Source organism: Opitutus sp. ER46, assembly GCF_003054705.1.
Lineage (GTDB): Bacteria > Verrucomicrobiota > Verrucomicrobiia > Opitutales > Opitutaceae > ER46.
Genome location: NZ_QAYX01000024.1, coordinates 586,873 through 611,322, shown reverse-complemented (window position 1 = coordinate 611,322; position 24,450 = coordinate 586,873). Strand labels below are relative to the sequence as shown.

The 24,450-nt window shown below is 67.4% G+C and carries 25 protein-coding genes and 1 other RNA gene; 14 read left to right on the top strand and 12 right to left on the bottom strand.

Features of this window, described 5'->3' with window-relative positions:
• The first annotated feature begins 155 nt into the window (after positions 1-155).
• Genes DB354_RS17870 through DB354_RS17860 form a run of 3 tightly spaced genes read left to right on the top strand, consistent with a single transcriptional unit; the run spans position 156 to position 2,747 of the window.
• Entirely contained in the window at positions 156-650 is a 495-nt protein-coding gene (locus DB354_RS17870; RefSeq protein WP_107836986.1) for a hypothetical protein, read from the top strand.
• On the top strand, positions 616-1,248 hold the full coding sequence (locus tag DB354_RS22935) for a prepilin-type N-terminal cleavage/methylation domain-containing protein (RefSeq protein ID WP_158277599.1): 633 nt from the start codon (positions 616-618) through the stop codon (positions 1,246-1,248). Before DB354_RS17870 ends, DB354_RS22935 begins: the two co-directional genes overlap by 35 nt.
• 5 nt (positions 1,249-1,253) lie before the next feature.
• Complete coding sequence (locus tag DB354_RS17860) at positions 1,254-2,747, top strand: hypothetical protein (protein ID WP_146180313.1); 1,494 nt, start codon at positions 1,254-1,256, stop codon at positions 2,745-2,747.
• A 185-nt stretch (positions 2,748-2,932) separates the two neighbouring features.
• Here the strand turns inward: DB354_RS17860 and rnpB are convergent.
• Positions 2,933-3,425: RNase P RNA component class A (gene rnpB, locus DB354_RS17855), an RNA gene on the bottom strand.
• 191 nt (positions 3,426-3,616) lie between these two features.
• Here rnpB and DB354_RS17850 point away from each other — a divergent pair.
• Genes DB354_RS17850 through DB354_RS17840 form a run of 3 tightly spaced genes read left to right on the top strand, consistent with a single transcriptional unit; the run spans position 3,617 to position 5,725 of the window.
• A complete protein-coding gene (locus tag DB354_RS17850; protein ID WP_107836983.1) occupies positions 3,617-4,645 on the top strand; it encodes a DUF1573 domain-containing protein in 1,029 nt (342 codons plus the stop codon).
• 13 nt (positions 4,646-4,658) lie between these two features.
• Entirely contained in the window at positions 4,659-5,246 is a 588-nt protein-coding gene (locus DB354_RS17845; protein WP_107836982.1) for a rhodanese-like domain-containing protein, read from the top strand.
• Complete coding sequence (locus DB354_RS17840; protein ID WP_107836981.1) at positions 5,243-5,725, top strand: MauE/DoxX family redox-associated membrane protein; 483 nt, start codon at positions 5,243-5,245, stop codon at positions 5,723-5,725. Before DB354_RS17845 ends, DB354_RS17840 begins: the two co-directional genes overlap by 4 nt.
• Positions 5,726-5,764: 39 nt before the next feature.
• Here DB354_RS17840 and DB354_RS17835 read toward each other — a convergent pair whose 3' ends face one another.
• Positions 5,765-6,526 (bottom strand): C4-type zinc ribbon domain-containing protein, encoded by a 762-nt coding sequence (locus DB354_RS17835; RefSeq protein WP_233256681.1) that lies wholly within the window; start codon positions 6,524-6,526, stop codon positions 5,765-5,767.
• 136 nt (positions 6,527-6,662) lie between these two features.
• Here DB354_RS17835 and gyrB point away from each other — a divergent pair, with 136 nt between their 5' ends.
• Positions 6,663-9,200, top strand: a complete 2,538-nt coding sequence (gene gyrB / locus DB354_RS17830; RefSeq protein ID WP_107836980.1) for a DNA topoisomerase (ATP-hydrolyzing) subunit B — start codon at positions 6,663-6,665, stop codon at positions 9,198-9,200.
• Between the two features lie 116 nt (positions 9,201-9,316).
• The gene (gene gyrA / locus DB354_RS17825; RefSeq protein ID WP_107836979.1) at positions 9,317-11,818 is read left to right on the top strand and encodes a DNA gyrase subunit A; all 2,502 of its coding nucleotides are present in this window, start codon (positions 9,317-9,319) and stop codon (positions 11,816-11,818) included.
• Positions 11,819-11,986: 168 nt separating this feature from the next.
• Here gyrA and DB354_RS17820 read toward each other — a convergent pair whose 3' ends face one another.
• The 3 genes from DB354_RS17820 to DB354_RS17810 all read right to left on the bottom strand — a co-directional run bounded on the left by DB354_RS17820 (position 11,987) and on the right by DB354_RS17810 (position 13,182).
• Positions 11,987-12,277, bottom strand: a complete 291-nt coding sequence (locus DB354_RS17820) for a hypothetical protein (protein WP_107836978.1) — start codon at positions 12,275-12,277, stop codon at positions 11,987-11,989.
• Entirely contained in the window at positions 12,274-12,480 is a 207-nt protein-coding gene (locus DB354_RS17815; protein ID WP_107836977.1) for a hypothetical protein, read from the bottom strand. Before DB354_RS17815 ends, DB354_RS17820 begins: the two co-directional genes overlap by 4 nt.
• Before the next feature lie 87 nt (positions 12,481-12,567).
• Positions 12,568-13,182 carry a hypothetical protein gene (locus tag DB354_RS17810; protein ID WP_107836976.1) on the bottom strand — a complete coding sequence of 205 codons (615 nt, stop codon included), beginning with the start codon at positions 13,180-13,182 and terminating at the stop codon, positions 12,568-12,570.
• Positions 13,183-13,292: 110 nt separating this feature from the next.
• On the opposite strand from DB354_RS17810, the gene DB354_RS17805 reads away from it, so the two are divergent.
• A complete protein-coding gene (locus DB354_RS17805) occupies positions 13,293-13,763 on the top strand; it encodes a PTS sugar transporter subunit IIA (RefSeq protein WP_107836975.1) in 471 nt (156 codons plus the stop codon).
• Between the two features lie 88 nt (positions 13,764-13,851).
• A complete protein-coding gene (gene corA / locus DB354_RS17800) occupies positions 13,852-14,826 on the top strand; it encodes a magnesium/cobalt transporter CorA (protein ID WP_107836974.1) in 975 nt (324 codons plus the stop codon).
• A 230-nt stretch (positions 14,827-15,056) separates the two neighbouring features.
• On the opposite strand, the gene DB354_RS17795 is transcribed toward corA, so the two are convergent.
• The gene (locus tag DB354_RS17795; RefSeq protein WP_146180312.1) at positions 15,057-15,320 is read right to left on the bottom strand and encodes a hypothetical protein; all 264 of its coding nucleotides are present in this window, start codon (positions 15,318-15,320) and stop codon (positions 15,057-15,059) included.
• Positions 15,321-15,569: 249 nt separating this feature from the next.
• On the opposite strand from DB354_RS17795, the gene DB354_RS17790 reads away from it, so the two are divergent.
• Positions 15,570-16,913: an aminotransferase class III-fold pyridoxal phosphate-dependent enzyme gene (locus tag DB354_RS17790; protein ID WP_107836972.1), complete on the top strand. Its 1,344-nt coding sequence runs from the start codon at positions 15,570-15,572 to the stop codon at positions 16,911-16,913.
• Positions 16,914-16,977: 64 nt separating this feature from the next.
• On the opposite strand, the gene DB354_RS17785 is transcribed toward DB354_RS17790, so the two are convergent.
• The 3 genes from DB354_RS17785 to DB354_RS17775 all read right to left on the bottom strand — a co-directional run bounded on the left by DB354_RS17785 (position 16,978) and on the right by DB354_RS17775 (position 18,485).
• The gene (locus DB354_RS17785) at positions 16,978-17,145 is read right to left on the bottom strand and encodes a DUF1328 family protein (protein WP_107836971.1); all 168 of its coding nucleotides are present in this window, start codon (positions 17,143-17,145) and stop codon (positions 16,978-16,980) included.
• Positions 17,146-17,157: 12 nt separating this feature from the next.
• Positions 17,158-17,370, bottom strand: a complete 213-nt coding sequence (locus DB354_RS17780) for a DUF3185 family protein (protein ID WP_107836970.1) — start codon at positions 17,368-17,370, stop codon at positions 17,158-17,160.
• A gap of 146 nt (positions 17,371-17,516) precedes the next feature.
• Positions 17,517-18,485: a LysM peptidoglycan-binding domain-containing protein gene (locus tag DB354_RS17775; RefSeq protein ID WP_107836969.1), complete on the bottom strand. Its 969-nt coding sequence runs from the start codon at positions 18,483-18,485 to the stop codon at positions 17,517-17,519.
• A gap of 75 nt (positions 18,486-18,560) precedes the next feature.
• Between DB354_RS17775 and DB354_RS17770 the strand changes: the two genes are divergently transcribed.
• From DB354_RS17770 to DB354_RS17760, 3 genes are all read left to right on the top strand, one after another.
• Positions 18,561-19,550 carry a KpsF/GutQ family sugar-phosphate isomerase gene (locus DB354_RS17770; RefSeq protein ID WP_107836968.1) on the top strand — a complete coding sequence of 330 codons (990 nt, stop codon included), beginning with the start codon at positions 18,561-18,563 and terminating at the stop codon, positions 19,548-19,550.
• A complete protein-coding gene (locus tag DB354_RS17765; protein WP_233256680.1) occupies positions 19,547-20,806 on the top strand; it encodes a Gfo/Idh/MocA family oxidoreductase in 1,260 nt (419 codons plus the stop codon). The genes DB354_RS17770 and DB354_RS17765 overlap by 4 nt, the downstream gene beginning before the upstream one ends.
• A 90-nt stretch (positions 20,807-20,896) precedes the next feature.
• Entirely contained in the window at positions 20,897-22,216 is a 1,320-nt protein-coding gene (locus DB354_RS17760; RefSeq protein ID WP_107836967.1) for a dicarboxylate/amino acid:cation symporter, read from the top strand.
• A 12-nt stretch (positions 22,217-22,228) separates the two neighbouring features.
• Here the strand turns inward: DB354_RS17760 and DB354_RS17755 are convergent, their stop codons facing one another.
• The 3 genes from DB354_RS17755 to DB354_RS17745 all read right to left on the bottom strand — a co-directional run bounded on the left by DB354_RS17755 (position 22,229) and on the right by DB354_RS17745 (position 24,118).
• The gene (locus DB354_RS17755) at positions 22,229-22,798 is read right to left on the bottom strand and encodes a superoxide dismutase family protein (protein ID WP_199226881.1); all 570 of its coding nucleotides are present in this window, start codon (positions 22,796-22,798) and stop codon (positions 22,229-22,231) included.
• Between the two features lie 76 nt (positions 22,799-22,874).
• Positions 22,875-23,336, bottom strand: a complete 462-nt coding sequence (locus tag DB354_RS17750; protein ID WP_107837098.1) for a threonine/serine exporter family protein — start codon at positions 23,334-23,336, stop codon at positions 22,875-22,877.
• Positions 23,333-24,118, bottom strand: a complete 786-nt coding sequence (locus tag DB354_RS17745; protein ID WP_107836966.1) for a threonine/serine exporter family protein — start codon at positions 24,116-24,118, stop codon at positions 23,333-23,335. Before DB354_RS17745 ends, DB354_RS17750 begins: the two co-directional genes overlap by 4 nt.
• Between the last annotated feature and the right edge of the window lie 332 nt (positions 24,119-24,450).

Below are 24,450 nucleotides of genomic sequence, written 5' to 3'. Positions count from 1 at the left end.
GAGTCAAGGGTTTTCTCCAGGACGGCGTCCCAGCGCCGACGGGGTTCGGCCCGAAAAGATCGGCCCGGGCGGTGGCCACGGCAACGCCGGAAGTAGGGCCAAAATCGGGACCGAATGGCCCTAGTGCCGGGCGCTCCGAGCCGATATCATGGGGAATGTTCAGTTCCACCCGAGGCCCTGCCGGCCACCGACGCCGCCGCGATCGGCAGGCCGGCTTCACCATCGTCGAGGTTGGGGTCGCCGCCCTCGTGCTGGTCCTTTGCATCTCCTCCTCCCTGATTGCGCTCCAGCGCGGGTTCGTCGCGATCGACAACGCCCGGTACACCACGCTGGCCGGACAGATCCTGCAGAGCCAGATGGAGAAGCTGCGGCTCCTGACCTGGGCCCAGTTGACCGCCTCCCCCAGCGCAGGTGGACCGCCAACCAACGGCACCTTCACCCCCGACCTGACCGCCTCCGCCTCCGGGCAGCTCGCGAACTTTACCTGCTCGCAGGTCATCACCGCCTCCCCCGCTCCTTTCAACACGAGCATGCTGGATATCACCCTCACCGCGACCTGGAAGGGGTCCGATGGGCGCAGCCGCTCCCTCACTTACTTCACCCGCTATGGCCGCAATGGCATCTCCGACTTCTTCTACACGACGCGCTGACCGCCGGCGCGACCACCGCGGCTTCACGCTGACCGAGATCATCATCAGCGCCGGCCTGGCCGCGATCATCCTCACGGGCGTGATGACGACCTTCGTCATGATGGGCCGCACCGGCGCGCTCGCGCAGAACTACACCGAGCTGGAGGTCGAGGCCCGCAAGGCGCTGGAGCTCTTCTCCCGCGAGGCCCGCATGGCGCGGGGCGTCAGCGCCTACTCGGCGACGAGCGTCACGCTCCAGATTCCGGATACGAGCGCCTCCCGCACGGGCACCGGCGCCGGCGCGTACAGCGTGACCTACACGTTCGACACCAACGCCCAGACGTTCACGCGCACCGGCCCGCCGATCACCGCGCCCAGCGGAGCCAGCGCCACCACGGTGCTGGTGAAAAACGTCCACCAGGTGGGCACGACCGAATACATCCGCTACTTCCGCTACGTGGGCTCCGGCTACCAGACCGGCTTCACCACCAACGCCGCCACCAACAACGCCGAGATCAAGCAGGTGGAACTCACCTTCGTCGCCCAGCGCTCCGCCCGCACCGTCGCGACCGCCACCGACAAGGTGCTCTCGGCCCGGTTCATCCTGCGCAACAAGTGAACGCCATGCATCCGACTCCTGCCTCCGCCTGGCCCGCCCCCGCCGCCCGCAACCGCGGCTCGGTGCTCATGGTCGCGCTCATTCTCGCCGCCGTCCTGGCGATCTCGCTCACGAGCTACCTCCAGCTCACCACCCACTCGGGCAAGATGGCCAACCGCTCGTTCTACATGGACGGCGCGCAGAACCTCGCCGACGTCGGGCTCGAGCACGCGCTCTGGGCCATGAACAACGGCGGCAACTGGACCGCCGCCAATTTTGCGCTCCGCAGCGGCGCCACCGACCAGTACCAGGGCACGTTTCCCTCGGCCTCCGACTCTTTCCCGTTTTCCGCCGGCGCCCGCGGCCAGGTGAAGGTCTGGGTCGATCTCACCAACCCGCGCGTGCCCCACGCGGTCGCGCTCGCGACCATCACCCTCGCCGACGGCTCCCGGATCGAGAAGCAATCCGAAGCGTTCATGAAGGAGCGCTCGTACTTCGAGCAGGGCATGGTGGGCGACACGATCACCTTCAAGGGCCAGGTCACGGTCGACAGCTGGATCTCCGACGGTGACAACAACCCGTCCACCCCCGCCGTGCCGTACACGACGAGCGTCGCGCGCGACAACGGCAAGGTCGGCGCCACCGCGCTGATCGCCAGCGCCCTCAGCGGCGGGCAGGGCGATGTCGCCGGGTCGGTCTTCGTCGGCTCCTCCGAGACCGGCGGCGGCATCACGCTCGGCTCGCAAGGCGCGGTCGGCGACTTCGCGTGGATCAATGCCAACACCGGCGTCCAGGAGGGCCACGCCACCTACGATTTCACCGCCGACTTTCCCGACGTCTCCAACCCCACCCCGCCCGCCGGCACGACGGTGTACACGCTCACGTCGGCCGCGACGACGCTCCCGCGCCGCGACGCCAGCGGCAACCTCACCGACACCCCCGGCTCGGACGGCAACTACTACTACAAGGTCTCCGCGATCGATCTGTCGGGTAACACCGACACCATGACCATCCAGGGCGGCAACGTCATCCTCACCACGACGAACCCGACCGGCACGACGGTGAAGGCCACGGGAAACCACTCCGGCATCGTGGTCGACGCCGCCGCGAGCCTGAAAATCTACACCGCGGGCGACGTCGCGATCACCGGCAACGGCATCCTCAACGGCGGCGCCGCCGGCACGGTCGCGACCGCCAACCAGCCGATCAACTGCCAGATCTACGGCACGCGCAGCTCGGCCACGGCCGGGGTCAGCGGCACCCAGAAATTCGACATCAAGGGCAACGGCCACCTCTCCAGCGTCGTGTATGCGCCGAATGGAGACGTCACGATCAGCGGCAACGGCGCGGTCCTCGGCTCGATTGTCGGCCAGACCGTGGTGATGAACGGCAACGCGGCCTTCCATTTCGACGAGTCGCTGGCCGACAACCTCGGTTCCGGCCTCTGGAAACTGCAGAAGTGGCGGGAGCTCTCCACCCCCGCCGAGCGCGCCACCTACGCCGCCGCCCTGGCGTTCTGAGCGGAAGCCGCGGCCGGGGTCAGATGCCAGATGTCAGATGTCGGACGTCAGAAGCCGGAGGACGGAAGCCTGAAGCCGGAGGCCAGAGGCCGGAAGCCGAAGGACGGAGGCCTGACGGGCAGCTGAGATCCCGAGGTCGGACATTCCACTTTCACTCTCACTCTCACTTTCACTTCTGAAAGGCCTTAGCTTCGGGGCCGGTAAGCCGGATTTTGTCACTCCCGCTTGCGCGGGACGGATCGTCATTTCTCTCAGCACCGCCTTGCGGCGATCCTGCCCCGCCTTCCGCCCGACGCTTGCGCGCCGGGACAGAGGCGAGGTGCGGCATACCCGTGGCTATGGGACGGGCCGCCCAGCCACCTATTTTGCCTTGCACCGGACGGGGTTTTTCGTGCCGCCGACGTCACCGTCGGCGCGGTGGGCTCTTGCCCCACCTTTTCACCCTTACTGCGCCTTGCGACGCAGCGGTCTGTTTTCTGTGACACTGTCCGTCGACGCGCCTTGACGCGCGTCGCCCGCGCTTGCGGTGAAGCTTGCGCGGCATCCTGCCCTGCGGTGTCCGGACTTTCCTCTCCGTGCGAGCGGCGAACCGTGAGGTTCGCGCCCGCGACGTTCTTGTGCGGACGCGGCGTTACCCGCGCCTTGGGATCAAAGAACACGGAGCGACGACCAGGCCCCGAAGCTAAGGCGGCCATCAGGGCATGGCCCACCGGGCGAGGCAAGGCGCGTGACGACTTCTGATGCAACTCCAGCGCCAGCGCCGGAGTTAGCAGGGTTGCGCCGGCCCTTCCGCCCGCGGGGCGCGTCACTCCGGGCTTGGCTCGTTTGGCGCGCTGAGGCCAACATCGCCGCCTACGCCGCGCCGCGCCATGCATCCCGCCCTCCACGTTCGCCGCCCCGCCCTCGGGGCGGTCCTTGCCTTGGTGCTGCTGGCCGGGGCGGCAGGGGCGGCGCCGGGCGCCAAGCCGGAGTCCACCGCGGTTCCAGCAGTGATGCTGCCCGAGAGGGCGCACGATTTTGGTCGCGTCCCGCAGGGAACGGTCCTGCGGCACGGATTCACACTTCGCAACGAGGGCGGCCGCACCCTGCGCGTGATCGACCTGCTGTCCTCCTGTGGCTGCACGACCACGCCGGACTGGCCACGTGAGCTGGCGCCAGGCGCGTCGGGCGTCATCAGCGTGGCGCTGGACACGACTCAGTTCGCCGGTCCGATCACCAAGACGATCACCGTCGTAACCGACGATCCGCGGCAGCCGCGGATCGGACTCGAGCTCAAGGCAGACATCTGGACTCCCCTCAGTCTCTCCCAGCCGACGCTCCTGTTTCCGGCACTCTCCAGCCCGGACGCCACCATGACCCGCAGCATCACGCTGCGGCGGGAGGTCGAGGGGACGCTTGCCGTCACGAAGCTGCAATCGAGCAACCCGCGATTTGCCGCGGCGGCGCGAGAGATCTCTCCAGGCAAGGAGTACGAGCTCACAGTCACGCTCGTGCCGCCGTTGGCCGAGGGCACGCACACCGGCCGGATCACGCTGGAGACCGGCCTCGCCGAGTTGCCGACGCTGCAGGTCCCGGTGGTCGCAATCGTCCTGCCGGCGGTCCAGGTGGCGCCGACCGAGATGGCGTTTTCCAGCCCGCGGCTCGCGGCGGAAGAGAAGCGCTTCGCAGTCATCCTCAGCCACCGCGGCGCGAAGATTGAGGTGAGCGACGTCAGCACCGATGCGCCCGGGGTGACCTTCGCCACGACCGCCAAGCCGGACGGCCGGCAGGTCACCCTCGTTCTCACGTTTCCGGCGGGGTTCGCCCTTCCGCCCGAAGGCGGATTTGTCCTGCGCGGGCGCACGAATCACCCTGCCCATCCGACCTTTTCGATCCCGATCGTGTACCGGGCCGATTGAGTTTCGCCCCACCATGACCGCACGCCTGCCCTCGTTTGCCCGGGACCTGCTGCTCGTCGCGGCGGGCGGCATCGCGTTCGGTGTGGTGGCGAACGTGTTCTCTCCGCGCGGCCTGTCACTGACGCGGGATTACTTCGCCGCGTCCGCGCGTCCGGACGGGAGCGTCGGGGCGGTGCCGGCCGGTCGCGCCTTGGCCGTGAATGATCAAGGGCCACGGACCCGTCGGGGGTTCGCCAAGGTGAGCCACGCCCAGGTGGTCGGGCTGCATCGCGATGCGCGCCGAATGGGCGGAGCCATCCTGTTCGTCGATGCCCGCACGGGTGAACGTTACGCCGCCGGCCACATCCCGGGGGCGCATTCATTCGACCACTACCGGCCCGACGCGGGTGCGACGGCGCTGGCGGGTGCCGCCCTGGCGGCCGAACGGATCGTCGTGTATTGCCACGGCGGAGACTGCGAGGACAGCGACCTCGTTGCCACGGACCTGACCCAGCTCGGCGTGCCCGCCGACCACATCGTTGTCTACGCGGGTGGCTTCGCCGAATGGCAGCGCCAGGGAATGCCGATCGCCACCGGCCCGACGCCAGGAGGACAGCCATGAGCGCGCATCGCACCGCCTCCATCGTGGCCGCCGCGCGCCTGATCCTGGGCGCCCTGTTTGTCTACCTCGGTGTCATCAAGGTCATCGATCCGGTCGATTTTCTGAAGCACGTGCGCGACTTCGGCGTGGTGGAGCAGCCGCCCGCGCTGAACGCCATCGTGATCCTGCTGCCGTGGTTCGAAATCTGGAGTGGCGCACTGCTGCTCGCCGGCTGGAAAGCCCGCGCGACCGCCGCCCTCCAGCTCGCCCTGCTGGCGGGGTTCACGGGGCTGGTCTTCGCGCGAGCGTGGGCGCTGCACCGCGCCACCGGCGCGGCCTTCATGGAGGTGAGCTTCGACTGTGGCTGCGGCACCGGGCAGATGCTCGCCGGGATGAAACTGCTCGAGAATTCCCTGCTAATGATCCTCGCCGCCGTGGTGGCATGGGCCCCGGGCCGGTTTCATTCCGCGCCGGCAGAATTGCCGCCACCGGTGGTGTAACGGCGGCGGCCGGTCGGGCGCCGAGCGGCCAGACGCGACTCAGGCTTCCCAATACACGATCCGACCGCACTGATCGCAGGTCGGCAGCGCGGTCAGCGGGTCGGCGCCCTTGCCGCGGGCGGCGGACTCGACCTCGCTGGAAACCTTGAGGTGGCAGCCACCGCACTTGCCGGCATGCACCGCGACGATCGCCGGGAGATTCCGCGCGGCGATCCGATCGTAAACCCGCAACCGCGGCTCCGGCACCGGCCCGCGCGCGGCGGCAACCTCGGCCTCTGCCGTCTTGAGCTCGGCCGTCAGACTTTCCGCCCGTTCGCGGAAGGTCCTGAGCTTGGCCTCGTGGCCCGAAATATTGGCCTTCAGTTCGGCTTCCGCCGCGGCGAACCGCTTCCGAGCCTCATCGATGGCGTACATGACCTCCAGCTCCTTGCCTTCCAACTCACTAATGGATCGCTGGATAGACTCAATCTGCAAGCCCATGGCCTGATATTCGTCGTTCTTGCGAATCGAAAGCTGCTGAGTGCGGTAAAGCGCCGCCTTCTGTTCGCTGGAGGCAATGTCGGTCTCGACGGCCTTCTTCTTCACCTCCAAATCTTTAAGTTCGGATTTGGCGTTCTCGATCGCCGCCTTTTCGGCCGCGATCTTGGCCTCGACGGCGGCAACCTCGCCGGGGAGGGCCTTCAGTTGGGCTGCGATCCCATGCCTGCGCAGATCGCGATCCTGCAGAATGAGAAGAGCTTCAATCGCCGGGCTCGCCATGGTGGCGGCGAGCTTGCCGGTACCCCCGGTGCGGTCAAACACAACTCTCGTTTTAAAGGGAAAAGAAGGGCGCTTCAGGGGCCATTTTCACCAAAAAAAACCCTCGCCTCCGGACCGATCTCCCGAGACATTTTTCCTTTCATTTTCCTACCACATACCGGTCTCAAATCCCTCTTTCATGGCTGACGCTCCTGACACTCACAACGACGCGAAATTCAAAGCCGGAACGGAGGCGTACGACGCCTCAAAGATCCAAAAGCTCGAGGGCCTGGAAGGCGTCCGCAAGCGGCCCGACATGTACATTGGCGACACCAACGAACGCGGTCTGCATCACTGCGTCTTCGAGGTGGTCGACAACTCGATCGACGAAGCCCTCGCCGGGTTCGCATCCCAGATCACAGTGAGCATCCACCTCGATGGCTCCTGCTCCATCGAGGACAACGGCCGCGGCATCCCGGTCGACATGCATCCGACTTACAAGATTCCGGCCTTGGAGCTCGTGCTCACGAACCTCCATGCCGGCGGTAAGTTCGGCAAAGGCGCCTACCAGGTGTCGGGCGGTCTCCACGGCGTCGGCGCCAAGTGCGTCAACGCCGTCTCCGAATGGTTCGAGGCCGAGGTCCGCCGGGCCGGCAAGGTCTACCAGATGCGGTTCGCGCAGGGTAAGACCACCCAGAAGATGACCGTGATCGGCGACACGAAGAAGACCGGTACGAAAATCACCTTCAAGCCCGACCCCGAGATCTTCCAGACCACGCGCGAATTCCAATACGAGATCCTCGCCCGGCGCCTCCGCGAACTCGCCTTCCTCAATCCCGGCATCCGCATCGAGCTCGTCGACGACCGCGCCCAGAAGAACGAGCTGTTCTACTTTAAGGAAGGCATCACGGAATTCGTTAAGTTCCTGAATCAGAACAAGACAGTCCTGCACGACAAGCCGATCACCTTCAGCGACACCGTGTACGACGAGCAGGACTCGACCAAGGCCCCCATCACCGTCGACGTCGCCCTGCAGTACAACGACAGCTTCGCCGACCAGGTCTTCGCCTACGCGAACTCCATCTACAATCTCGAGGGCGGCACCCACCTGAGCGGCTTCCGCACTGCCCTCACCCGCGTCATCAACAATTTCGCCAAGGGCCAGGAGCTCATCAAAGAGAAGGATCCGGCCATCACCGGCGACGACGTACGCGAGGGACTCGTGGCCGTCGTCAGCGTCAAGGTCCCCGAGCCCCGCTTCGAGGGCCAGACCAAGACCAAGCTCTCCAACGGCGAGGTCGACGGCATCGTCCAGAAGGTCGTAGGCGAGAAACTAAAGTTCTTCCTCGAGGCCAACACCGCCGTCGGCAAGCGCATCATCAGCAAGTCGCTCATGGCCGCCCGCGCCCGCGAGGCCGCCCGCAAGGCCCGCGAGACCATCCGCAAGGGTGCGCTCTCTGGCGGCGGCCTGCCCGGCAAGCTGGCCGATTGCTCCGAACGCGACCCTTCGCTCTGCGAACTGTTCATCGTCGAGGGCAACTCCGCCGGCGGCTCCGCCAAGCAGGGCCGCGACCGCCGCTACCAGGCGATTCTCCCGCTCCGCGGCAAGGTCATCAATTCCGAGAAGGCCCAGCTCGACAAGGTCCTCAACAACGAGGAAATCCGGACGCTCATCACCGCCATCGGCACCGGCATTGGCACCGGCGAGGAGGACGCCTCCTTCAACCCCGAGAAGGCCCGCTACCACAAGATCGTCATCATGACCGATGCCGACGTCGACGGCTCCCACATCCGCACCCTCCTGCTGACCTTCCTCTACCGCCAGATGCGCGGGCTGTTCGACAAGGGCTTCGTCTACATCGCCCAGCCGCCGCTCTATAAAATCAAGCGCAAGAAGCGGGAGCAGTATATCGACAACGACGAGCAGCTGAACCGCATCCTCCTGGAGCTCGGCTCCGAGGACGTCGTGCTGACCCGCCTCCGCGACAACCACACCTTCGACTCGACGCAGATCGACAAGATCGTCGAGAACCTCGCCACCCTCGAAAAGCTCGGCGCCGGCGTGACCCGCCACGGCGCGTCGCTCTCCGAGTACCTGGATTTTCACCAGACCGAGACGCACGAACTGCCGCGCTACGTCGCCCGCATCCGCGAGGGCAACAAGGAGAGCCACGAGTTCCTCTTCGACGACAAGGCCAAGGCCGAGTTCTTCGAGCGCAATGCCATCGACGCCGGCGAGGCCGAGGATGCCGATCCCACCGCTCCCGGCGGCGGCTCGCGTCCCCCGATTTCCCCGCACGGCCATCGCCGCATCACGCTCCACGAGATCTTCGAGAGCACCGAGATGTCGAAGCTCCTGCGCGCGAACGTGAAGATCGGCCTCGACGTGAACCACTTCACCCGCACCGAGCAGGCCCGCTACATCATCACCGAGAACGTCGGCCAGAAGAGCGAGACCCGCACCGAGCTGCATTCGCCGCTCGAGATCGTCAGCCACATCCGCGCCAACGGGCGCAAGGGCCTGTCGATCCAACGGTACAAGGGTCTCGGCGAAATGAATCCCGAACAGCTCTTCGAGACCACGATGGACCCGGAGAAGCGCCGGCTCCTCCGCGTTTCGATCAACGACGCCGCCAAGGCCGACCAACTCTTCACCCTGCTCATGGGCGACGAGGTGCCGCCGCGCCGACAGTTTATCGAAGACAACGCCCTCAACGTCCAATACCTCGACGTGTGAGTCGGTAGCATGGAGGAGCGCTCGCGACCAGGCCGCGGCCCGCGCCGCTTCCCTGGTCCCCGCCCGCTCCTCCCCTCGCCCTCCCGCCATCCCGGCTCCCTCCCTCCCTTTCCAGAATGTACACCGCGAGCGAAAAACTCTCCTCCGCCAACATCACGGACATCATGCAGACGGCCTACATCGATTACTCGATGTCGGTCATCATCTCGCGTGCGCTGCCGGATGCCCGCGACGGCCTCAAGCCGGTGCAACGCCGCATTCTCTACGCGATGCTGCGCGAAGGCCTCGTCCACAACCGGCCGTACGACAAGTGCGCCGGCGTCGTCGGCGAAGTCCTCAAGAATTACCACCCGCACGGTGACGCCTCCGTCTACGACACGCTCGCGCGTCTCGCCCAGACGTGGGTCATGCGCTACCCGCTGATCGATCCGCAGGGCAACTTCGGCTCCATCGACGGCGATCCGCCGGCCGCCTACCGTTACACCGAGTGCCGCCTCAACGAACTCGCCGAGGAACTCCTCCGCGACATCGAGGAGGACACCGTCGACTTCGTCGCAAACTACAAGGAGTCGACCACCGAGCCGACGATCCTGCCCGCCGCCCTGCCCAACCTGCTGATGAACGGCTCGACCGGCATCGCGGTCGGCATGGCGACCAACATCCCGCCGCACAACCTGCACGAGATCATCGACGCCGCGACGGCGATCATCGACCGGCCCAGCATCTCGCTCGATGAGCTCTGCTCGGTGATCCGCGGCCCCGACTTCCCCACCGGCGGCGTCATCTCCGGCCGCGAGGGCATCCTCAGTTATCTCAAGACCGGCCGCGGTCTCCTCCGTGTGCGCGGCAAGGCCCACACCGAGGAAACCAAGGGCGGCATGGAGCAGATCGTTATCACGGAAATCCCGTATAACGTGAACCGCGCCACGCTCGTCACCCGCATCGCCGACCTGGTCTCCGACAAGGAGATCGACGGCATCCGCGACCTGCGCGACGAGTCCGACGAGAACACCCGCATCGTCATCGAGCTGAAGCGCGGCGAGCAGGCGAAGGTCGTCATCAACCAGCTCTTCAAGAAGACCCAGCTCGAGAACTCCTTCGGCGTCACCCTGCTGGCCATCGACAAGAAGCGGCCGAAGCAGATGAACATCCGCGAGCTGCTCGACTGCTACATCGAGCACCGCCGCGAGGTCATCACCCGCCGCACGAAGTTCCGCCTGCGCCAGGCCGAGGACCGCGCCCACGTGCTCGAGGGCTACATCATCGCCCTCGATAACCTCGACGACTTCGTAAAGATCATCCGCGCCTCCACCAATCGCGAGGACGCCAAGCAGCGGTTGATGGCCAAGTACCCGCTCTCCGAGCGCCAGACCGACGCCATCCTCGAGCTGCGCCTCTACCAGCTCACCGGCCTCGAGCGCGACCGCATCGAGAAGGAGTACCTCGAGCTCATGAAGCTCATCGAGGAGCTGAAGGGCATCCTCGAGTCCGAGGAAAAGCTGCTCGCGCTGATCAAGAAGGAGCTCCTCGACATGAAGGCGAAGTATCCTTCGCCCCGCCTGACCGAGATCGAGGCCGCTGCCGGCGAGTTCCGGATGGAGGACGTCATCCCCAACGAGGGCTGCGTCATCACCGTTTCCCATCACGGCTTCATCAAGCGCACCCCGGTCGCCGACTACCGTTCGCAGCGGCGCGGCGGCAAGGGTGTGATCGGCGCCGAAACGTATGAGGAGGACTTCGTCGAGCACCTCTTCACCGCGAGCACGCACGACTTCATCCTGTTCTTCACGAACAAGGGCCAGTGCCTCGCCAAGAAGGTCTACGACGTGCCGGAGGGCACCCGCGCCTCGAAGGGCAAGTCGGTCTCGTCCTTCCTGCGCCTCAACGACGGCGAAAGCATCGCCTCGATGCTGTGCGTGAAGGACTTCGCCGAGGACCGCTTCCTCGTCACCGCCACCAAGGCCGGTATCATCAAGAAGAGCGCCCTCTCCGACTACGCCAACGCCACCCGCGAGGGCGGCCTCATCGGCATCAACCTCGATGAGAAGGACACGGTCATCGGCACCGTCCTCACCACCGGCGAGAACGAGCTCATCCTCGTTTCGAACCAGGGCCTGGCGGTCCGCTTCCGCGAGCAGGACCCCGAGTCCGGCGAGATTCTCTTCCGCGCCACGGGCCGCGCCACCGCCGGCGTCACCGGCATGCGCTTCAAGCTCAAGAGCGACTTCCTCCAGTCCATCGAGGTCGTTGATCATCAGGCCAAGTTCCTCGTCGCCAGCGAAGCCGGTCTCGGCGTCCGCACCCGCTTCGAGGACTACCGCCTCATCAACCGCGGCGGCAGCGGCGTCTGGGCCATCGATCTGCCGGAGGACGGCTCCATCCGTCTCGCTGGCGCGCTCTCCGTGAGCGAGAGCGACGAGATCATGCTCCTCACCGCCAAGGGCCAGAGCATCCGTTGCCCGGTGAAGGACATCCGCGAGACCAACCGCGGCGCCAAGGGCGTCCGCCTCGTCACCCTCGAGCCCGGCGACAAGCTCCTGAGCGTCGCCCGGATCGTGGAGACCGACGAGGAGCAGGCCGCCACCGCCTCGTCCCAGCCCGCCGAGCCCACCGCGTAAAGGGCGGCGGCCCCCCCGCCCATCTCTTCCTCTTACTCTTTCTCTTACTCTTACTCTCGCCGGAACGCCGCGATCGCTGGCGTCACGGCGGCCCGGAGCCACGGATTGAGAGTAAGAGTAAGAGTAAGAGTAAGAGTAAGAGAACGAGTAAGAGAGAAACTGCCGGGCTCAGCGCCCGCCCTTGGGCGACGGTCGGCCGGAGGATGCCGCTGGGTTGTCCATCGCCTCGGCCGCCACCGGAGTGGGCGTGGGCTCGAACAGCACCCGCGCGGGATCGGTCACCACCAGATACGCGACGACCAGCAGCGCGAGGCCGAGGTAAACCTGGATCCAGGCCAGATCGACGTTGTGCACCGGCTTGGGACGCGGCCAGTCGCTGAGAAGCTTGCGGCCGTTCACCCCAATCAGCGCGAGTCCCCCGACGGTCAGCGCAATCACTCCGGCCAACGCGAGGGTCATCGCGGTCCGCCTCCGAGGAGCCGCGCGGGCAGGAAGAGCAGCGCCTTCACCAGCGCAAGCAGCGCCTCCATCACGGTCGCCACGATGCGGAAGGGAATCGAAAGCAACCACAGGAAGGGCCACGCGATCAGGACCAGGAGCGCCAGCGGCCAGCACAGCACCAGCAGGAGCGCCCAGAGCAGAAAGGTCAGGAGCAGTTTCATGGCGGAACGCGTTGCCGGCACCGTGGGCCAATTGCGCCCGAACGCCAGCCGGCTTGCGTCAGCGGCTCCGGCACCGGACGGACGGGCTCACTTGGCGTCGACCGGCTCGACGCGCGCGCGCTGCCGCACGCCTTCGATCACGATCCAGAACGTGCCCAGCGCCCCCGGGACAATCTTCACGTTCGGCGCCGGCATCGGCGGGGTCACGTAGGTCGTATCGCCGGTCACCCGCCAGCGCTGGCCGTTTTCCAGCGTGAAGATCGTGTTCCGCCGCCAGCCGAGGAACTCCGTCGCGAGCCGGCTCTCCAGCGTCGTGTACTCGATCTGCGTGCCGGGCCGCAACAGCACCTTGGCGCGCTCGATCAGGCCGGGCTTCTTCTCCCCCTCGGCCTTCTGGGCGGCCTGGGCTTGAGCCTGGGCCTGCGCCGCCGCCGCCCGCGCCTCGGCGTCGGCCTGGGCCTGGCGCGCCTCGGCCGCCCGGGCTTGCGCCGCCTCGAGTTCCCGCTGCGCGGCCGCCAGCGCACCCGATTTGTACTGCTGCACCAGCGCGTCCAGCCGCGCGAGCTCGGCCGCGGAGAGTTTGCCCAGCCCCGCCGCCGCGAAGCTCTCCGCCGGGAGCAAGTGGGAGAAACTGTCCTCCGCCGCGTAGCCCGCCACCGTCGCCACGAGGAACAGCACGATCAGCCGAAAGCCTGGTTTCATGCCTGCAACTCAGCGGGGACGCCGGACGCCGGCAATGCGAATTCCGCGCCGCGCCGCGCGCTTTTTTGCTTTCGCCGGGATTCGTTCAACGTTCTGCTCTCGACGTTCTCATGGCCGGCAAGATCACCACTCTCCTCGATCCCGCCCGAATCCTGCTCCGACTTGAGAGCACGAAGCGCACGGCCGCGCTGCACGAGATCGCGAGTGTCCTCGAGGGACATCCCGATGTGGCCAACCACCGCGGGTTCTACGACGAGCTGCTCGCGCGCGACCGGCTCGACACCACGAGCCTCGGCAACGGCGTCGCCCTCCCGCACGCCCGCACCGAGCACGTGAAGAAGATCGTCATGGCCGTGGGACGGAGCGAATCCGGGATTCCTTTCGAGGCCAACGGCGAGACCGTCCGGCTCTTTTTCATGCTCGGCACGCCGAAGACCAAGCCCGGCGATTACCTCGCGGTGGTCAGCGCGCTCTGCAAGCTGCTGCGCGATCCCGCCGATCGCCAGGCCCTCCTGAACGCCGCCACGCCGCAGGAGTTCATCGACGCGGTCAGCGCGATCGAAACGCGCCTCGGGCTGTAAGCCCGCGCGCCCGCCCCGTCCGCGCCGATTTGGAGCTTGGCGCGACCGGCCCGTTCACGGCAGCTTCTGCCCGGTTACCCATTCAGCGATGATCCGCTCGTTCATCTTCAGCGACGGCAAGCTCGTCGGCCAGGACCTGGAACTCGAGGCGCTGCGCCTGGTGCGCGCCGACCGGGGCCTCGTCCTGTGGGTGGATCTCGAAAACCCCACGCCCGAGGAGACGAAGTCCATCCTCGACGGCGTCTTCCAGTTTCACCCGCTGGCCATCGAGGACTGCGTCGCGCCCGATTCGCTGCCCAAGGTCGAGGACTACGAGGATTACCTTTTCATCGTCACCCACGCGGTCGATTTCACCCGGACCGAGAAGTTTAACACCACCGAGCTCGATGTCTTCCTCGGCCGCGAATTTCTCGTCACCTACCACGTCCAGCCGCTGCGCTCCGTTTCCACCCTCGCCGACCGCACGCTCAAGGCCGTCGGGCCGGGCCCGCGTGGCCCCGACCGCATCGCCCATGCGTTGATGGATCTCATCATCGACAACTACGGCCCGGTGCTCGACGAGCTGCGCGGCGAACTCGAGGAGATCGAGGAACACGTCCTCGCCCGCGAATCCGCCCATGAGGCCCTCGTCGGCGAACTGCTCCACGTGCGCGGCGACTTCAACCGCCTGCGCGCCATCGTCCGGCCGCAACGCGACGTCATCGACCGCCTCGCGCGCGGGGACAGCAAACTCATCCGGCCGAAGCTGCTCCCGTACTTCCGCGACCTGCGCGACAACCTCGTCCGGCTCGAGGAAACCTCCGCCAGCTACCACGAACGCCTGTTGATGGCGTTCGACATCTACCTCAACAAGGCCGCGTTCGAGTCGAACGCCGGCATCAAGTTCCTGACCGCCCTCACCGCCATCTCGCTGCCGGTGACGATTGTCGGCGGCTGGTACGGCATGAACTTCGAGCACATGCCCGAGCTGCACTCGCCGTACGGCTATATCGGCGCCGTCGCCTTCACCCTGATCGCGACGATCCTGATGGTCATGTACCTGAAGAAGAAGAAGTGGTTCTAAGCAGCCTGCGGACCTCGTCCGCAGGCTGCTGAGCAAAATGGCTACGCCATTTTGGAAAAAGAGCAGGGCCGCAGTGCCCACTTTTGTGGGATCAGATGATCCTGTGGCACCCCGCTCCTGCAAACTCGGTAGCAACAGCATCGCTCGCGCCGCCGCCACCGTTGGCAAGCGCCGCGCCGGTAGGTAAACACCTCCCTGCGGGCCCGCCCATTCTCCCCGCCCGGAGGCACTCAGTCCCAAAACAGCAGCGCGAAGTCCACCGCGCCGAGCAGCATCACGACCGGGCCGGCGAGCTTCCGCCAGCGCAGGCGAGCCTTGGCGACATCCTCCGTCAGCCGCCGGTCCTTCACTTCCTCCTCCGCGCGCATGATCCGATCTCCGAGGCGGATCTGCAGGTAGGCGCCAGTAAGGAGCAACACGACGCCCGCGGCGAATTTCCATTCGTCGCGCAAGATCTGCCCCAGCACGGGGCTCATCCAGCGGACCGCGTTCATGCGCGACCCTTCGCGGCCGGCGTGGACGACACTCTCCACGTCGGCCGACCGATTGAGGCAGGGGAAAGCGGGCGCCGGTTAGGGAAAATCATGATCCGAACTGAGTCGCTCCTTGGTATCCAAGAACCGGCGTCGGGCAACGCCCAACCCGGCTGCACCAAAAAACGGGTACAGTACGCATCTCCGCGGCCAGCGGCGCCGCCGGGATTTCGCTGTGCCCGCGCCCGCCCGCGCGCTACAACGGGCGCCATGAAGCCGATTCCGCTCCCGCCCTGCCCGTACCAGCCACAGCCCTACACGGGCCCCGGCGCGGCCGAGGTGCTGGAGGTGCGGCAGCGTCACCTCAGCCCGGCGCTGTTTCATTACTACCGTCGTCCGCTGATGATCGTGGAGGGCCATGGGCAGTGGCTGTTCGACGAAACCGGCCGGCGTTACCTCGATGCCCTGGGCGGCATCGTCTCCATCAGCGTGGGCCACTGTCATCCGCACGTCGTCGCCGCCGTGAACGCCCAGAACGAGCGGCTCCAGCACACGACCACGATCTACCTGCATCCGAACGTCGCGCTCTACGCCCGGGACCTCGCGGCGCGCTTCCCCGGCGATCTCAAGGTGGTGTACTTCGTCAACTCGGGCTCCGAGGCCAACGACCTCGCCGTGCTGATGGCCCGCGCCTACACGGGCAACTACGACATGATCGCGCTGCGCAATGGCTACCACGGCGGGAGCCAGTCGACCATGAGCCTCACGTCCCACCAGACGTGGAAGTTCAACGTGCCGCACTCCTTCGGCGCCCAGCACGCGCAGCTGCCCGACCTCTACCGCGGCCCTTACGGCAAGGACGATCCCGAGGCGGGCCGAAAGTACGCCGCCGATGTCGCCGACCTGCTGCAGTACGCCACCTCCGGTCGCGTCGCCGGCTTCATCGCGGAGTCCATCCAGGGTGTCGGCGGTGCCGTCGTGTTTCCCGAGGGCTACCTCCGCCATGCCTACGCGCACGTGCGCGCCGCCGGCGGGCTCTGCATCGCGGACGAGGTCCAGGCCGGCTTCGGCCGCACGGGCACGCATTTCTGGGGCTTCGAGACGCAGGGCGTCATCCCCGACATCGTCACGCTGGCCAAGGGCATCGGCAATGGCGTGACGCTCGGGGCGGTCGTCACCACGCCGCAGATCGCGCAGGCGCTCACGCAGCGGCACCATTTCAACACGTTCGGCGGCAATCCCGTCGCGTGCGCCGCGGGGCGCGCCGTGCTCGAGGTCATCGCGCGCGAGCGGCTGCAGGAAAACGCGCTGCGCGTCGGTGCCCGGCTCAAGGCCGGCCTGGTCGGCCTGGCCGCGAAATACCCGCGCGTCGGTGACGTCCGCGGGCTCGGCCTCCTGCTCGGGATCGAGCTGGTGAAGGATCGCGCCACGAAGGAGCCGGCGCCCGAGGCCTGTCTCGAGGTGTTCGAGCTCGCCCGCGAGCACGGGCTCCTGCTGGGCAAGGCCGGGCTGCGGAGCAATACGCTGCGCATCACGCCGCCGTTGTGCCTCACAGCCGATGACGCCGACTTCATCGTGAGCGTCCTCGACGCCTGCCTGGCCCGCGTGGGTTGACGGCCGGGACGGGTGGGCCGCCGGACCGGCCGCGCGTACTGCGGCGCAGGTATCAGCGCCCGCCCTACAGTTTTCGACTCCGGCCGCCGCCGAGCAGCGAGAACAGGAAGAGGACGAGGAATACGACAAACAGGACCTTCGCGACCATCGCGGCCGTGCCCGCGATGAACCCGAAGCCGAGCACGCCGGCGATGATGGCGACGATGAGGAAAAGCAGTGCGTAGGAGAGCATAGGGAACGCGGTTTAGTGGTTGTGCGGGGTGCCGCCGCGAATCATGCCGCCGATCCCGACGATCGCCGCCACGACGCCGCCAATGAGCAGCCAGATCGAGCGGTCGGTGGGATTGCCGGTGAAGAAACGGGAGACGTCGGAACTAAACGACGTCGAAGCGCTGACGCCGTAGATGATCAGCGCGCAGCCGATGACGAGCAGGGCAATCGAGAGGGTTCGGTTCATGCCCCCACTGTGCGCTGGGCGCGGCGGATGTTTCCGCCGAAGTGGACGCCGTCCGCGTTGAATTCCCCGGATCGACCCGCCCGTGATTCTCCGGGGGTCCGTCGGGCGCAACCGCAGGACGGCGCGGCGCTGGCGCCGGTCCCGGGCTACGGAATCCGGAGGACCATTCCGGCCCGCAGATCGCTCTCGCTGCGCATCACGTCGCGATTCGCATCATAGATGCCGCGCACCTGGGCGGCGGTGACGCGCGAACCGTAGTACTGCCGGGCGATGCTCCAAAGTGACTTGTCTCCCCCGCCCACGGTATGGGCGCGGCCGCCCGTCGCTCCCGGGCGCGTCGGCGCGCCGGGCCGGGTGGGCGTCGTGGCCGTACGCTCGGTGTACGTGCGCGACGGCGCGGTCGGCGTCGGCGTCCGCGCGGTCGTCGCCGCCGGGCGGCCGGTGGCCGGCGGATTCGCCGGCGTCACGACCGGAACCGGCGCCGTCAACCCGCGGGTGAAAGGCGATTCGTCGGCTGCGGCCGGCGCGGCGGTCACGACCGGCGGTTCGACCTCGGTCGTTGGCACCTCGGCGTTCTCGCCCACGGCAATCAGGGGCGGCGGCCGCAGCATCGGCACGCTGGAGGCACCGCGCAGCGTCTGCAGCTCGGCCTCGAGCTCCTGCACCTTGCGCCGCAGACGCTCGACGTCCTCGCTGCCCTGCAACTGCACCGGCTGGTCGCCGCCCTGCGCGCGCAGGACCAGCCGCGCGATCGCGCGCATCGCCGCATCGCGCTGGCCGCGCACGACGTCCGCCCGCGCGCCGTTGGGCTCGAGCTGGAGGAACTTGCCGAAGTGATGATAAGCCTCGACCGGGTCCTGCGCCCAGTTGAGGTACAGCTCGCCGGCGGAGAGGTGGGAAAGTGGCGCGCCGTTTTCGCCGCGCCGGTCGACCACCTTGAGGAACGCGTTCAGCGCCTCGCCGTTGCGGCCCTGGTTCTTGAAACTCTGCGCCTGCTGATACAGCGGCTCCGAACGTTCGTCCGGCATGGCCACGCTCCCGCTGCGCCCGCAGCCCGAGGCCAGGAGCAGCGCCGCGGCGGCGGCCAACCCGAGAAAATTGCGTCGAAGCGACATCAACAGGAAAGGGATTGAATGAACCCTCGTTCGGCCTAAATTCCGCAACCTCCCAGCCGACGACTCAAACCCTAAATGGCCCTTTCCACGAAAACCGCCATCGCTCGCGCGCGCGCCTGCATTCGCATCGAGACCGCCGCGCTCAACGCGACGGCGCGGGGCCTCGGTGAGGGATTCGCCGCCACGGCCCGCGCCGTCGAGGAGACCCGCGCGCAGGGCGGCAAACTGATCTTCAGCGGCGTCGGCAAGAACGCGCCCATCGCGCAGAAGATTGCCGCCACGTTCAACAGCACCGGCATCTCCTCCTGCTTTCTCGACGCAACCCAGGCGCTGCATGGCGACCTTGGCCTCGTGGCGGAGGGCGATCTCGCGTTCCTGCTGAGCAACAGCGGCACCTCGGAGGAGGTCCTCCGGCTGCTGCCGATCCTGAAGCGCTTCGGGATCCGCGTCGTCGCCTTCACGAGCGTGGCCGATTCCGAGCTCGCCCGCGGCGCCGATCTGCAACTCATCTTCCGCGTGCCACGCGAGGCCTGCCCGCTCAAGCTCGCGCCCACCGCCAGCACCACGGCGGCGCTCGCGCTCGGCGACGCGCTCGCGATGGTGCTACTCGAGGCGCGCGGCTTCACCCGCGACGACTTCGCCCGCTACCACCCGGCTGGCAACCTCGGCCGCGTCCTCCTGTTGCGCGTGAAGGACATCATGCGCACCGGCGAGCGTCTGCCGGTCGCCCTCGAGACGGTGAGCACCCAAGACGCGATCCTGGCGATGACGAAGGCCAAGAGCGGGAGCATCGCGCTCGTGGCGCCGCGCACCGGCAAACTCACCGGCATCCTCACCGACGGCGACTTCCGTCGCAGCGCGCTGACCGGTCCCGATTTTCTCCGCCAGCCCGTGGCCACATTCATGACGCGCAACCCGAAGGTGATCGCCGAGACTGCGCTGGCGGTCGAGGCCCTCCGGGTCTTCGAGGCGTACAAGATCGACGACCTGATCGCGATCAACGGGCGGGGCCAGCCCGTGGGGCTGGTCGACAGCCAGGATTTGCCGAAGCTGAAGATGATGTGAAGACCCCGATTCGCATCGGCATCATCGGCATGGGCGGCTTCGCCGGCTCGCATCACCAGGCCATCGCCCGTCTGGAGGAACGCGGGCTCGCCAAGCTGATCTGCACCTGCGACCCGAATCCCGCCGCCTTCGCCGCCGAGCAGCAGAACTGGCGCTTCGCCGCCCGCGGCGTCGAGGTGTACAACGACTACCGCGCCATGCTGCACGCCTGCCAGCACCGGCTCGACGAGGTCGTGATCCCGACGCCGATCCAGCTGCACGCGGAGATGCATCTCGCCGCCGTCGCGTACGGCCTGCCCGCCTACGTCGAAAAGCCGCCGACCCTCGATCACGCCGAGTTCGAACGCATGGTCGCCGCGGATGCCCGCGCGCGAAAGTCCTCCCTCGTCGGCTTCAACTTCATCATCGAGCAATCGCGGCTGGCGCTGAAAACCCGGCTGCTCGCCGGCGAATTCGGCGCCATCCGCGGCGCCACCCTCTGCGCCCTCTGGCCCCGCCCCGCCGGCTACTTCGCCCGCAATGCCTGGGCCGGCCGGCTGATGCTCGGCGACCGGCTCGTCCTGGATTCCTGCTTTGGCAACGGCATGGCCGCGTTCGTGCACAATCTGCTGTTCTGGACCGGCACCGGCGACCTCTACAGCTGGGCGCAGATCGCCGCGGTGCGCGCCGAACTTTACCGCGGCCATGCGATCGAGGGCGCCGACACGTTCTTCGTCGAGGCCGACACCGTCGACGGCATCACGCTCCGGTTCGCCACCTCTCACGCCTGCTCCGGGCCGAGCGGGCAGACCGAGCTCATCGTCTGCGACAAGGCCACCCTCCGCTACTCGGTCGGCGGCCAGGTCGAGATTCGCTGGAACGATGGCCGCACCGAACGCATGCAGCCGGAGCCGTTCGACCCGCTGACCGAGAACCATCTCGCGTACTTCCGCTACCTCAACGGCGAGTCGCCCCGGCCCGCCACCAAGCTCGCCGACGCCCGTCCGTTCGTCACCCTCAATGCCCTCGCCTACCTTTCCAGCGGCCGCATCACCCCGCTGCCCGCGGACCAGCTCAGCTGGAAACGCGACGAGAAGGAGCAGAAGGACTATCTCCAGATCAGCGGCATGGCGGCCGTCCAGGAGAATTTCCTCGTCCGCGGCGTGTGGCCGAGCGCCGCTGGTTGGGCCCGGAGCCCGGCCGAAGTGGCCACGCCCGCCGACCTGCCCCGCCTGCCGGCCACCATTCGGGAAATGGTCTCGGCCGTGGCAAAATAGCGCCGCGGCCCGTCCGGGCCGGCATGCGGCGCACCACCCCGTCCCGCCGATCCTCGACAAGGCGCGACCCGCCCGCCACCTTGCGCGCCCATGGCTGAGTCCAACCGCCCCCTCGCCAACCGCATCCTTCTCGGGCTCGCGATCGGCGTCGCCGCCGGAATCGCCACCCTGATCGCCGGCCGCTTCGCGCCCCCCCTGCTGCTGCACGCGCGCACGTTCTCGACCACCGTGCTCGACCCGCTCGGCCAGGTGTTCCTGCGCCTGCTCTTCTTCGTGGTGATCCCGCTGGTGTTCGCGTCGCTCGCGACCGGCGTCGTCCAGCTCGGCCGCCTCGATCGGCTCGGCCCGCTCGCCGGCCGCACGTTCCTCCTCTTCTTCCTCAACATGGCCATCGGCGTGGGGCTCGGGCTGCTGATGATGAATCTCGTCCAGCCCGGCGACTACCTCGAGCCCGCCGCGAAGGAACGCCTACTGCACGAATTCGGCGGCGCCGCGCAGAAGCACATCGCCACCGGCAGCAGCAACCCCTCGCTCTCGTTCGCCACGCTGGTGGAGATGTTCATGCCACGGAACCTGCTCGGCGCCGTGGTCGGGCAGTCGAAGGCCACCATCGGGGACGTCCTGCCGCTTATCCTGTTTGCCATCCTCGTCGGCGCCGCCGGCACCAAGCTCGCGCGGGAAAAGCGGCGGCGACTGCAGGAGGGGCTGGAACTGGTGTCGGAACTGATGACCGGCATTGTCGACTTCGCGCTCCGCCTCGCCCCCTACGCCGTGCCGGCGATGATCTACAGCGTGATCGTGAAGATCGGCGTCGACATCCTCTTCGCCCTGGGGACCTTCGTGCTCGGCTGCGTCGCCGTGATGCTGCTCCACCTTTTCGGCACGATGTCGCTGTGGATCCGGCTCTGGGCGCGGCGTTCGCCCCGCCAGTTCTTCTCCGACATCCGCACGATCCTGGTGACCGCCTTCTCCACCAGTTCCAGCAACGCCACCCTGCCCGCCGCCCTCGAATGCGCGCGCGACACCCTCAAGCTCAAGCCAAGCGTCGCCGGTTTTGTCCTGCCGCTGGGCACGACGATGAACATGAGCGGCACTGCCCTTTACGAGGGCTGCGTCGTGCTCTTCGTCGCCCAGGTCTTCGGCGTCGATCTCTCCTTCTTCCAGCAGGTCACGCTGCTGCTGCTCTCCGTCCTGAGCGCCGTCGCCGTCGCCGGGATTCCCGGCGGCTCGCTGCCGCTGATCGCCGGACTCCTCGCCACTTTCGGCATCCCGCCGGAGGGCATCGGCATCGTCCTCGGCGCCGACCGGATCCTGGACATGACTCGGACAATGACCAACGTCGGCTCCGACATGGTCACCGCCCTGGTCGTTGATGCCCAGACGCCGGCGGAGCCGGACGCGGCGGCCTAGTGGACCGCGCGCCTACTTCTCGCTGACCAGCCCGATCACGCCCCCGGCCACGCGGCCACCCGCGTCGCCCGTCGGCTGCGATTTCAGGTCGTCCGCCTTGGCGTGAATGATCACCGCGCGGCCGATGATCGCATGCGGCCCGGTCAGCTGCAGCTTGGGGTCGACAAAGTCGACGAGCGCGTGGCCGTCCGGCCCCGCCTCGAGGTTGCCGAGATCGCCGGCATGGCGCTCGGTCGCAGTCCGCGCGGCGTGCGGGTGGCCCTCGGGATTGAAGTGGCCGCCCGCGGAGGTCAGGTCGGGTTTCGACAGGTCGCCCTTCTCATGCACGTGAAAGCCGTGGGCACCGGGCGTCAGTCCCTGCACGTCCGCTTCGACGCGCACGCCGTCTGCCACCTGGGTGAACTTGACGGTGCCGGTCACCTGGCTCCCGCTGCCGGGGACGAGCACCGCGATGGCGCTCGCGCCCGCGGGCACCGGCGGTTTGGCACCATGCATGTGATCATGCTGGGCCAGCGCCAAGGGCGAGAGCGCGGTCAGGACGGCGGCGGCGAAGCCGAGGCGGATACGGGGGGAGAGGATCATGGTGGGTGCGGGTTGGATTTTGCCGCGCACCTCTACTGAGATCCGCGGCATTCGCAAACGACCCCGCGGGCCGCGCTCACACCACGGGGCGGCGGCGGAAGTAGACCAGCCCCGGCATCGCCAGCCCCACGGCCAGCGCGGCCACGATCACGAACGCCCGCAGCCCGGAGTTCAGCGTCTGCGCCACCAACTCGGGCGTCGCCCCCTTCTGGTAGATCTGCTGGAGCGTGATCAGCGCCGTGAAGAGGGGGACGCCGGGAATCATCGGGATCACCGCCGCCACCGTGAAAACCTTGGGATGAGCCCGCAGCCGCTGCGCCCGCCACACGCCGACAAAGCTGATCAGCGAGGCGGCAATCAGCGTCGCGACCTCGATGGGCACGCCGTGGTGCACGAGCAACTGCTGCAGGGCGTGGCCGCCGGCGCCCAGCAGCGCGCAGTTCACCAGCACGCCCGTCGGCACGTTGAACATGAGCGCAAACCCGAGCGCGGGCACCGCCGCGAGCAGCATGTCCTGCACGACTTCGATCCAGCTCATGGCAGCCACCCCCACACCCGCCATACAGTCATGGCGGACAGGATTCCCGTGCAGGTCGCCGCCGACAGCAGCAACGCATACATGCCCCGCGAGATGCCGGTGTTCATGTAGCCCTTCAGCATGTCCGACACGGAGTTGATCAGCGGATACCCGGGCACGAGCAGGAGCACGCTCGCGGCCATGGCCGCGCGGGGTGTCGCGCTGAGATCGTAACGGAAACCGACGACCGTCAGCGAGGTGGCCACGAACGCCGTGACGGCAAACACAATCACCGGGTTGAAATGCAGGTGGGCCAGCAGCTGGCGCACGCCCATGGCGACCGAGCCCGCCACGGCGACAAGCCCACACGCCATCCAGTCGGCGTGGTTCAACCGCGCGAAGCACGCGCACGAGAGTCCGACCATGAGCGCCACGAGCCAGCGCGGATGATGCCGCGGCGCCAGCGCCAGCAACCGCGTGCGGTACGTCGCGCGGTCGAGCTTCCCCGCCTCGACGTCGAGGACGAGTCGTTGGACGTCCATCACCATCTGCATGTTGATACCGCGGTCCAGATTCCGGCGGACCGTGGTCTTGCTGCGCCCCCGAATGCGCACGGTCACCGTCGCCGCGTTCGCCATCAGCGCGATCTCCACGCGTTCGGCCCCGAGCGCTTCGCCCACGCGCCGGCTCAGCGACTCGACCAACGCACTCTCCGCGCCGTGCTGCAGCAGCCGCAGCGCGGTCTCCGCGCAGAGGGGCGCGAGATCGATCGGCTGTGGATCCGGTGGACGTTCGTCGCTCACGCCGGGAGACTGAGTGAAGTCACGCGTCGCTGGCGAGCGACTTTCCCGGGCCGCGGCGGGGCCGGCATTTACCTCAAGTCTCACAGCCCAAACCCCCTAGCGGCAGGGCAAAACGGCCCCAACCGCCACTGAACTGCCCCTCCGTGACGTGGATACGTTCGCCCCGGCGGGGGCCAACAAAACGCTGGTGATGGCCAAAAAGGGCAAAAAGCGCGCACGTTTTGGCAATCGGGAACAGGAGCGCCGGCAAAAAATCCGCTAGAGTGACCGCGTGTGGGAACAGTAAGTTAGTAGTAGCACCGGCGCAGCTTGTGGGGCTGCGCCGGTGCCTT

Bases quoted from the DNA above. Each gene is read 5' to 3' on its own strand.
- DB354_RS17870 (WP_107836986.1), top strand. From the start codon at position 156: ATGTTCAGTTCCACCCGAGGCCCTGCCGGCCACCGACGCCGCCGCGAT.
- DB354_RS22935 (WP_158277599.1), top strand. From the start codon at position 616: ATGGCATCTCCGACTTCTTCTACACGACGCGCTGACCGCCGGCGCGAC.
- DB354_RS17860 (WP_146180313.1), top strand. From the start codon at position 1,254: ATGCATCCGACTCCTGCCTCCGCCTGGCCCGCCCCCGCCGCCCGCAAC.
- DB354_RS17850 (WP_107836983.1), top strand. From the start codon at position 3,617: ATGCATCCCGCCCTCCACGTTCGCCGCCCCGCCCTCGGGGCGGTCCTT.
- DB354_RS17845 (WP_107836982.1), top strand. From the start codon at position 4,659: ATGACCGCACGCCTGCCCTCGTTTGCCCGGGACCTGCTGCTCGTCGCG.
- DB354_RS17840 (WP_107836981.1), top strand. From the start codon at position 5,243: ATGAGCGCGCATCGCACCGCCTCCATCGTGGCCGCCGCGCGCCTGATC.
- gyrB (WP_107836980.1), top strand. From the start codon at position 6,663: ATGGCTGACGCTCCTGACACTCACAACGACGCGAAATTCAAAGCCGGA.
- gyrA (WP_107836979.1), top strand. From the start codon at position 9,317: ATGTACACCGCGAGCGAAAAACTCTCCTCCGCCAACATCACGGACATC.
- DB354_RS17820 (WP_107836978.1), bottom strand. From the start codon at position 12,277: ATGACCCTCGCGTTGGCCGGAGTGATTGCGCTGACCGTCGGGGGACTC.
- DB354_RS17815 (WP_107836977.1), bottom strand. From the start codon at position 12,480: ATGAAACTGCTCCTGACCTTTCTGCTCTGGGCGCTCCTGCTGGTGCTG.
- DB354_RS17810 (WP_107836976.1), bottom strand. From the start codon at position 13,182: ATGAAACCAGGCTTTCGGCTGATCGTGCTGTTCCTCGTGGCGACGGTG.
- DB354_RS17805 (WP_107836975.1), top strand. From the start codon at position 13,293: ATGGCCGGCAAGATCACCACTCTCCTCGATCCCGCCCGAATCCTGCTC.
- corA (WP_107836974.1), top strand. From the start codon at position 13,852: ATGATCCGCTCGTTCATCTTCAGCGACGGCAAGCTCGTCGGCCAGGAC.
- DB354_RS17795 (WP_146180312.1), bottom strand. From the start codon at position 15,320: ATGAACGCGGTCCGCTGGATGAGCCCCGTGCTGGGGCAGATCTTGCGC.
- DB354_RS17790 (WP_107836972.1), top strand. From the start codon at position 15,570: ATGAAGCCGATTCCGCTCCCGCCCTGCCCGTACCAGCCACAGCCCTAC.
- DB354_RS17785 (WP_107836971.1), bottom strand. From the start codon at position 17,145: ATGCTCTCCTACGCACTGCTTTTCCTCATCGTCGCCATCATCGCCGGC.
- DB354_RS17780 (WP_107836970.1), bottom strand. From the start codon at position 17,370: ATGAACCGAACCCTCTCGATTGCCCTGCTCGTCATCGGCTGCGCGCTG.
- DB354_RS17775 (WP_107836969.1), bottom strand. From the start codon at position 18,485: ATGTCGCTTCGACGCAATTTTCTCGGGTTGGCCGCCGCCGCGGCGCTG.
- DB354_RS17770 (WP_107836968.1), top strand. From the start codon at position 18,561: ATGGCCCTTTCCACGAAAACCGCCATCGCTCGCGCGCGCGCCTGCATT.
- DB354_RS17760 (WP_107836967.1), top strand. From the start codon at position 20,897: ATGGCTGAGTCCAACCGCCCCCTCGCCAACCGCATCCTTCTCGGGCTC.
- DB354_RS17755 (WP_199226881.1), bottom strand. From the start codon at position 22,798: ATGATCCTCTCCCCCCGTATCCGCCTCGGCTTCGCCGCCGCCGTCCTG.
- DB354_RS17750 (WP_107837098.1), bottom strand. From the start codon at position 23,336: ATGAGCTGGATCGAAGTCGTGCAGGACATGCTGCTCGCGGCGGTGCCC.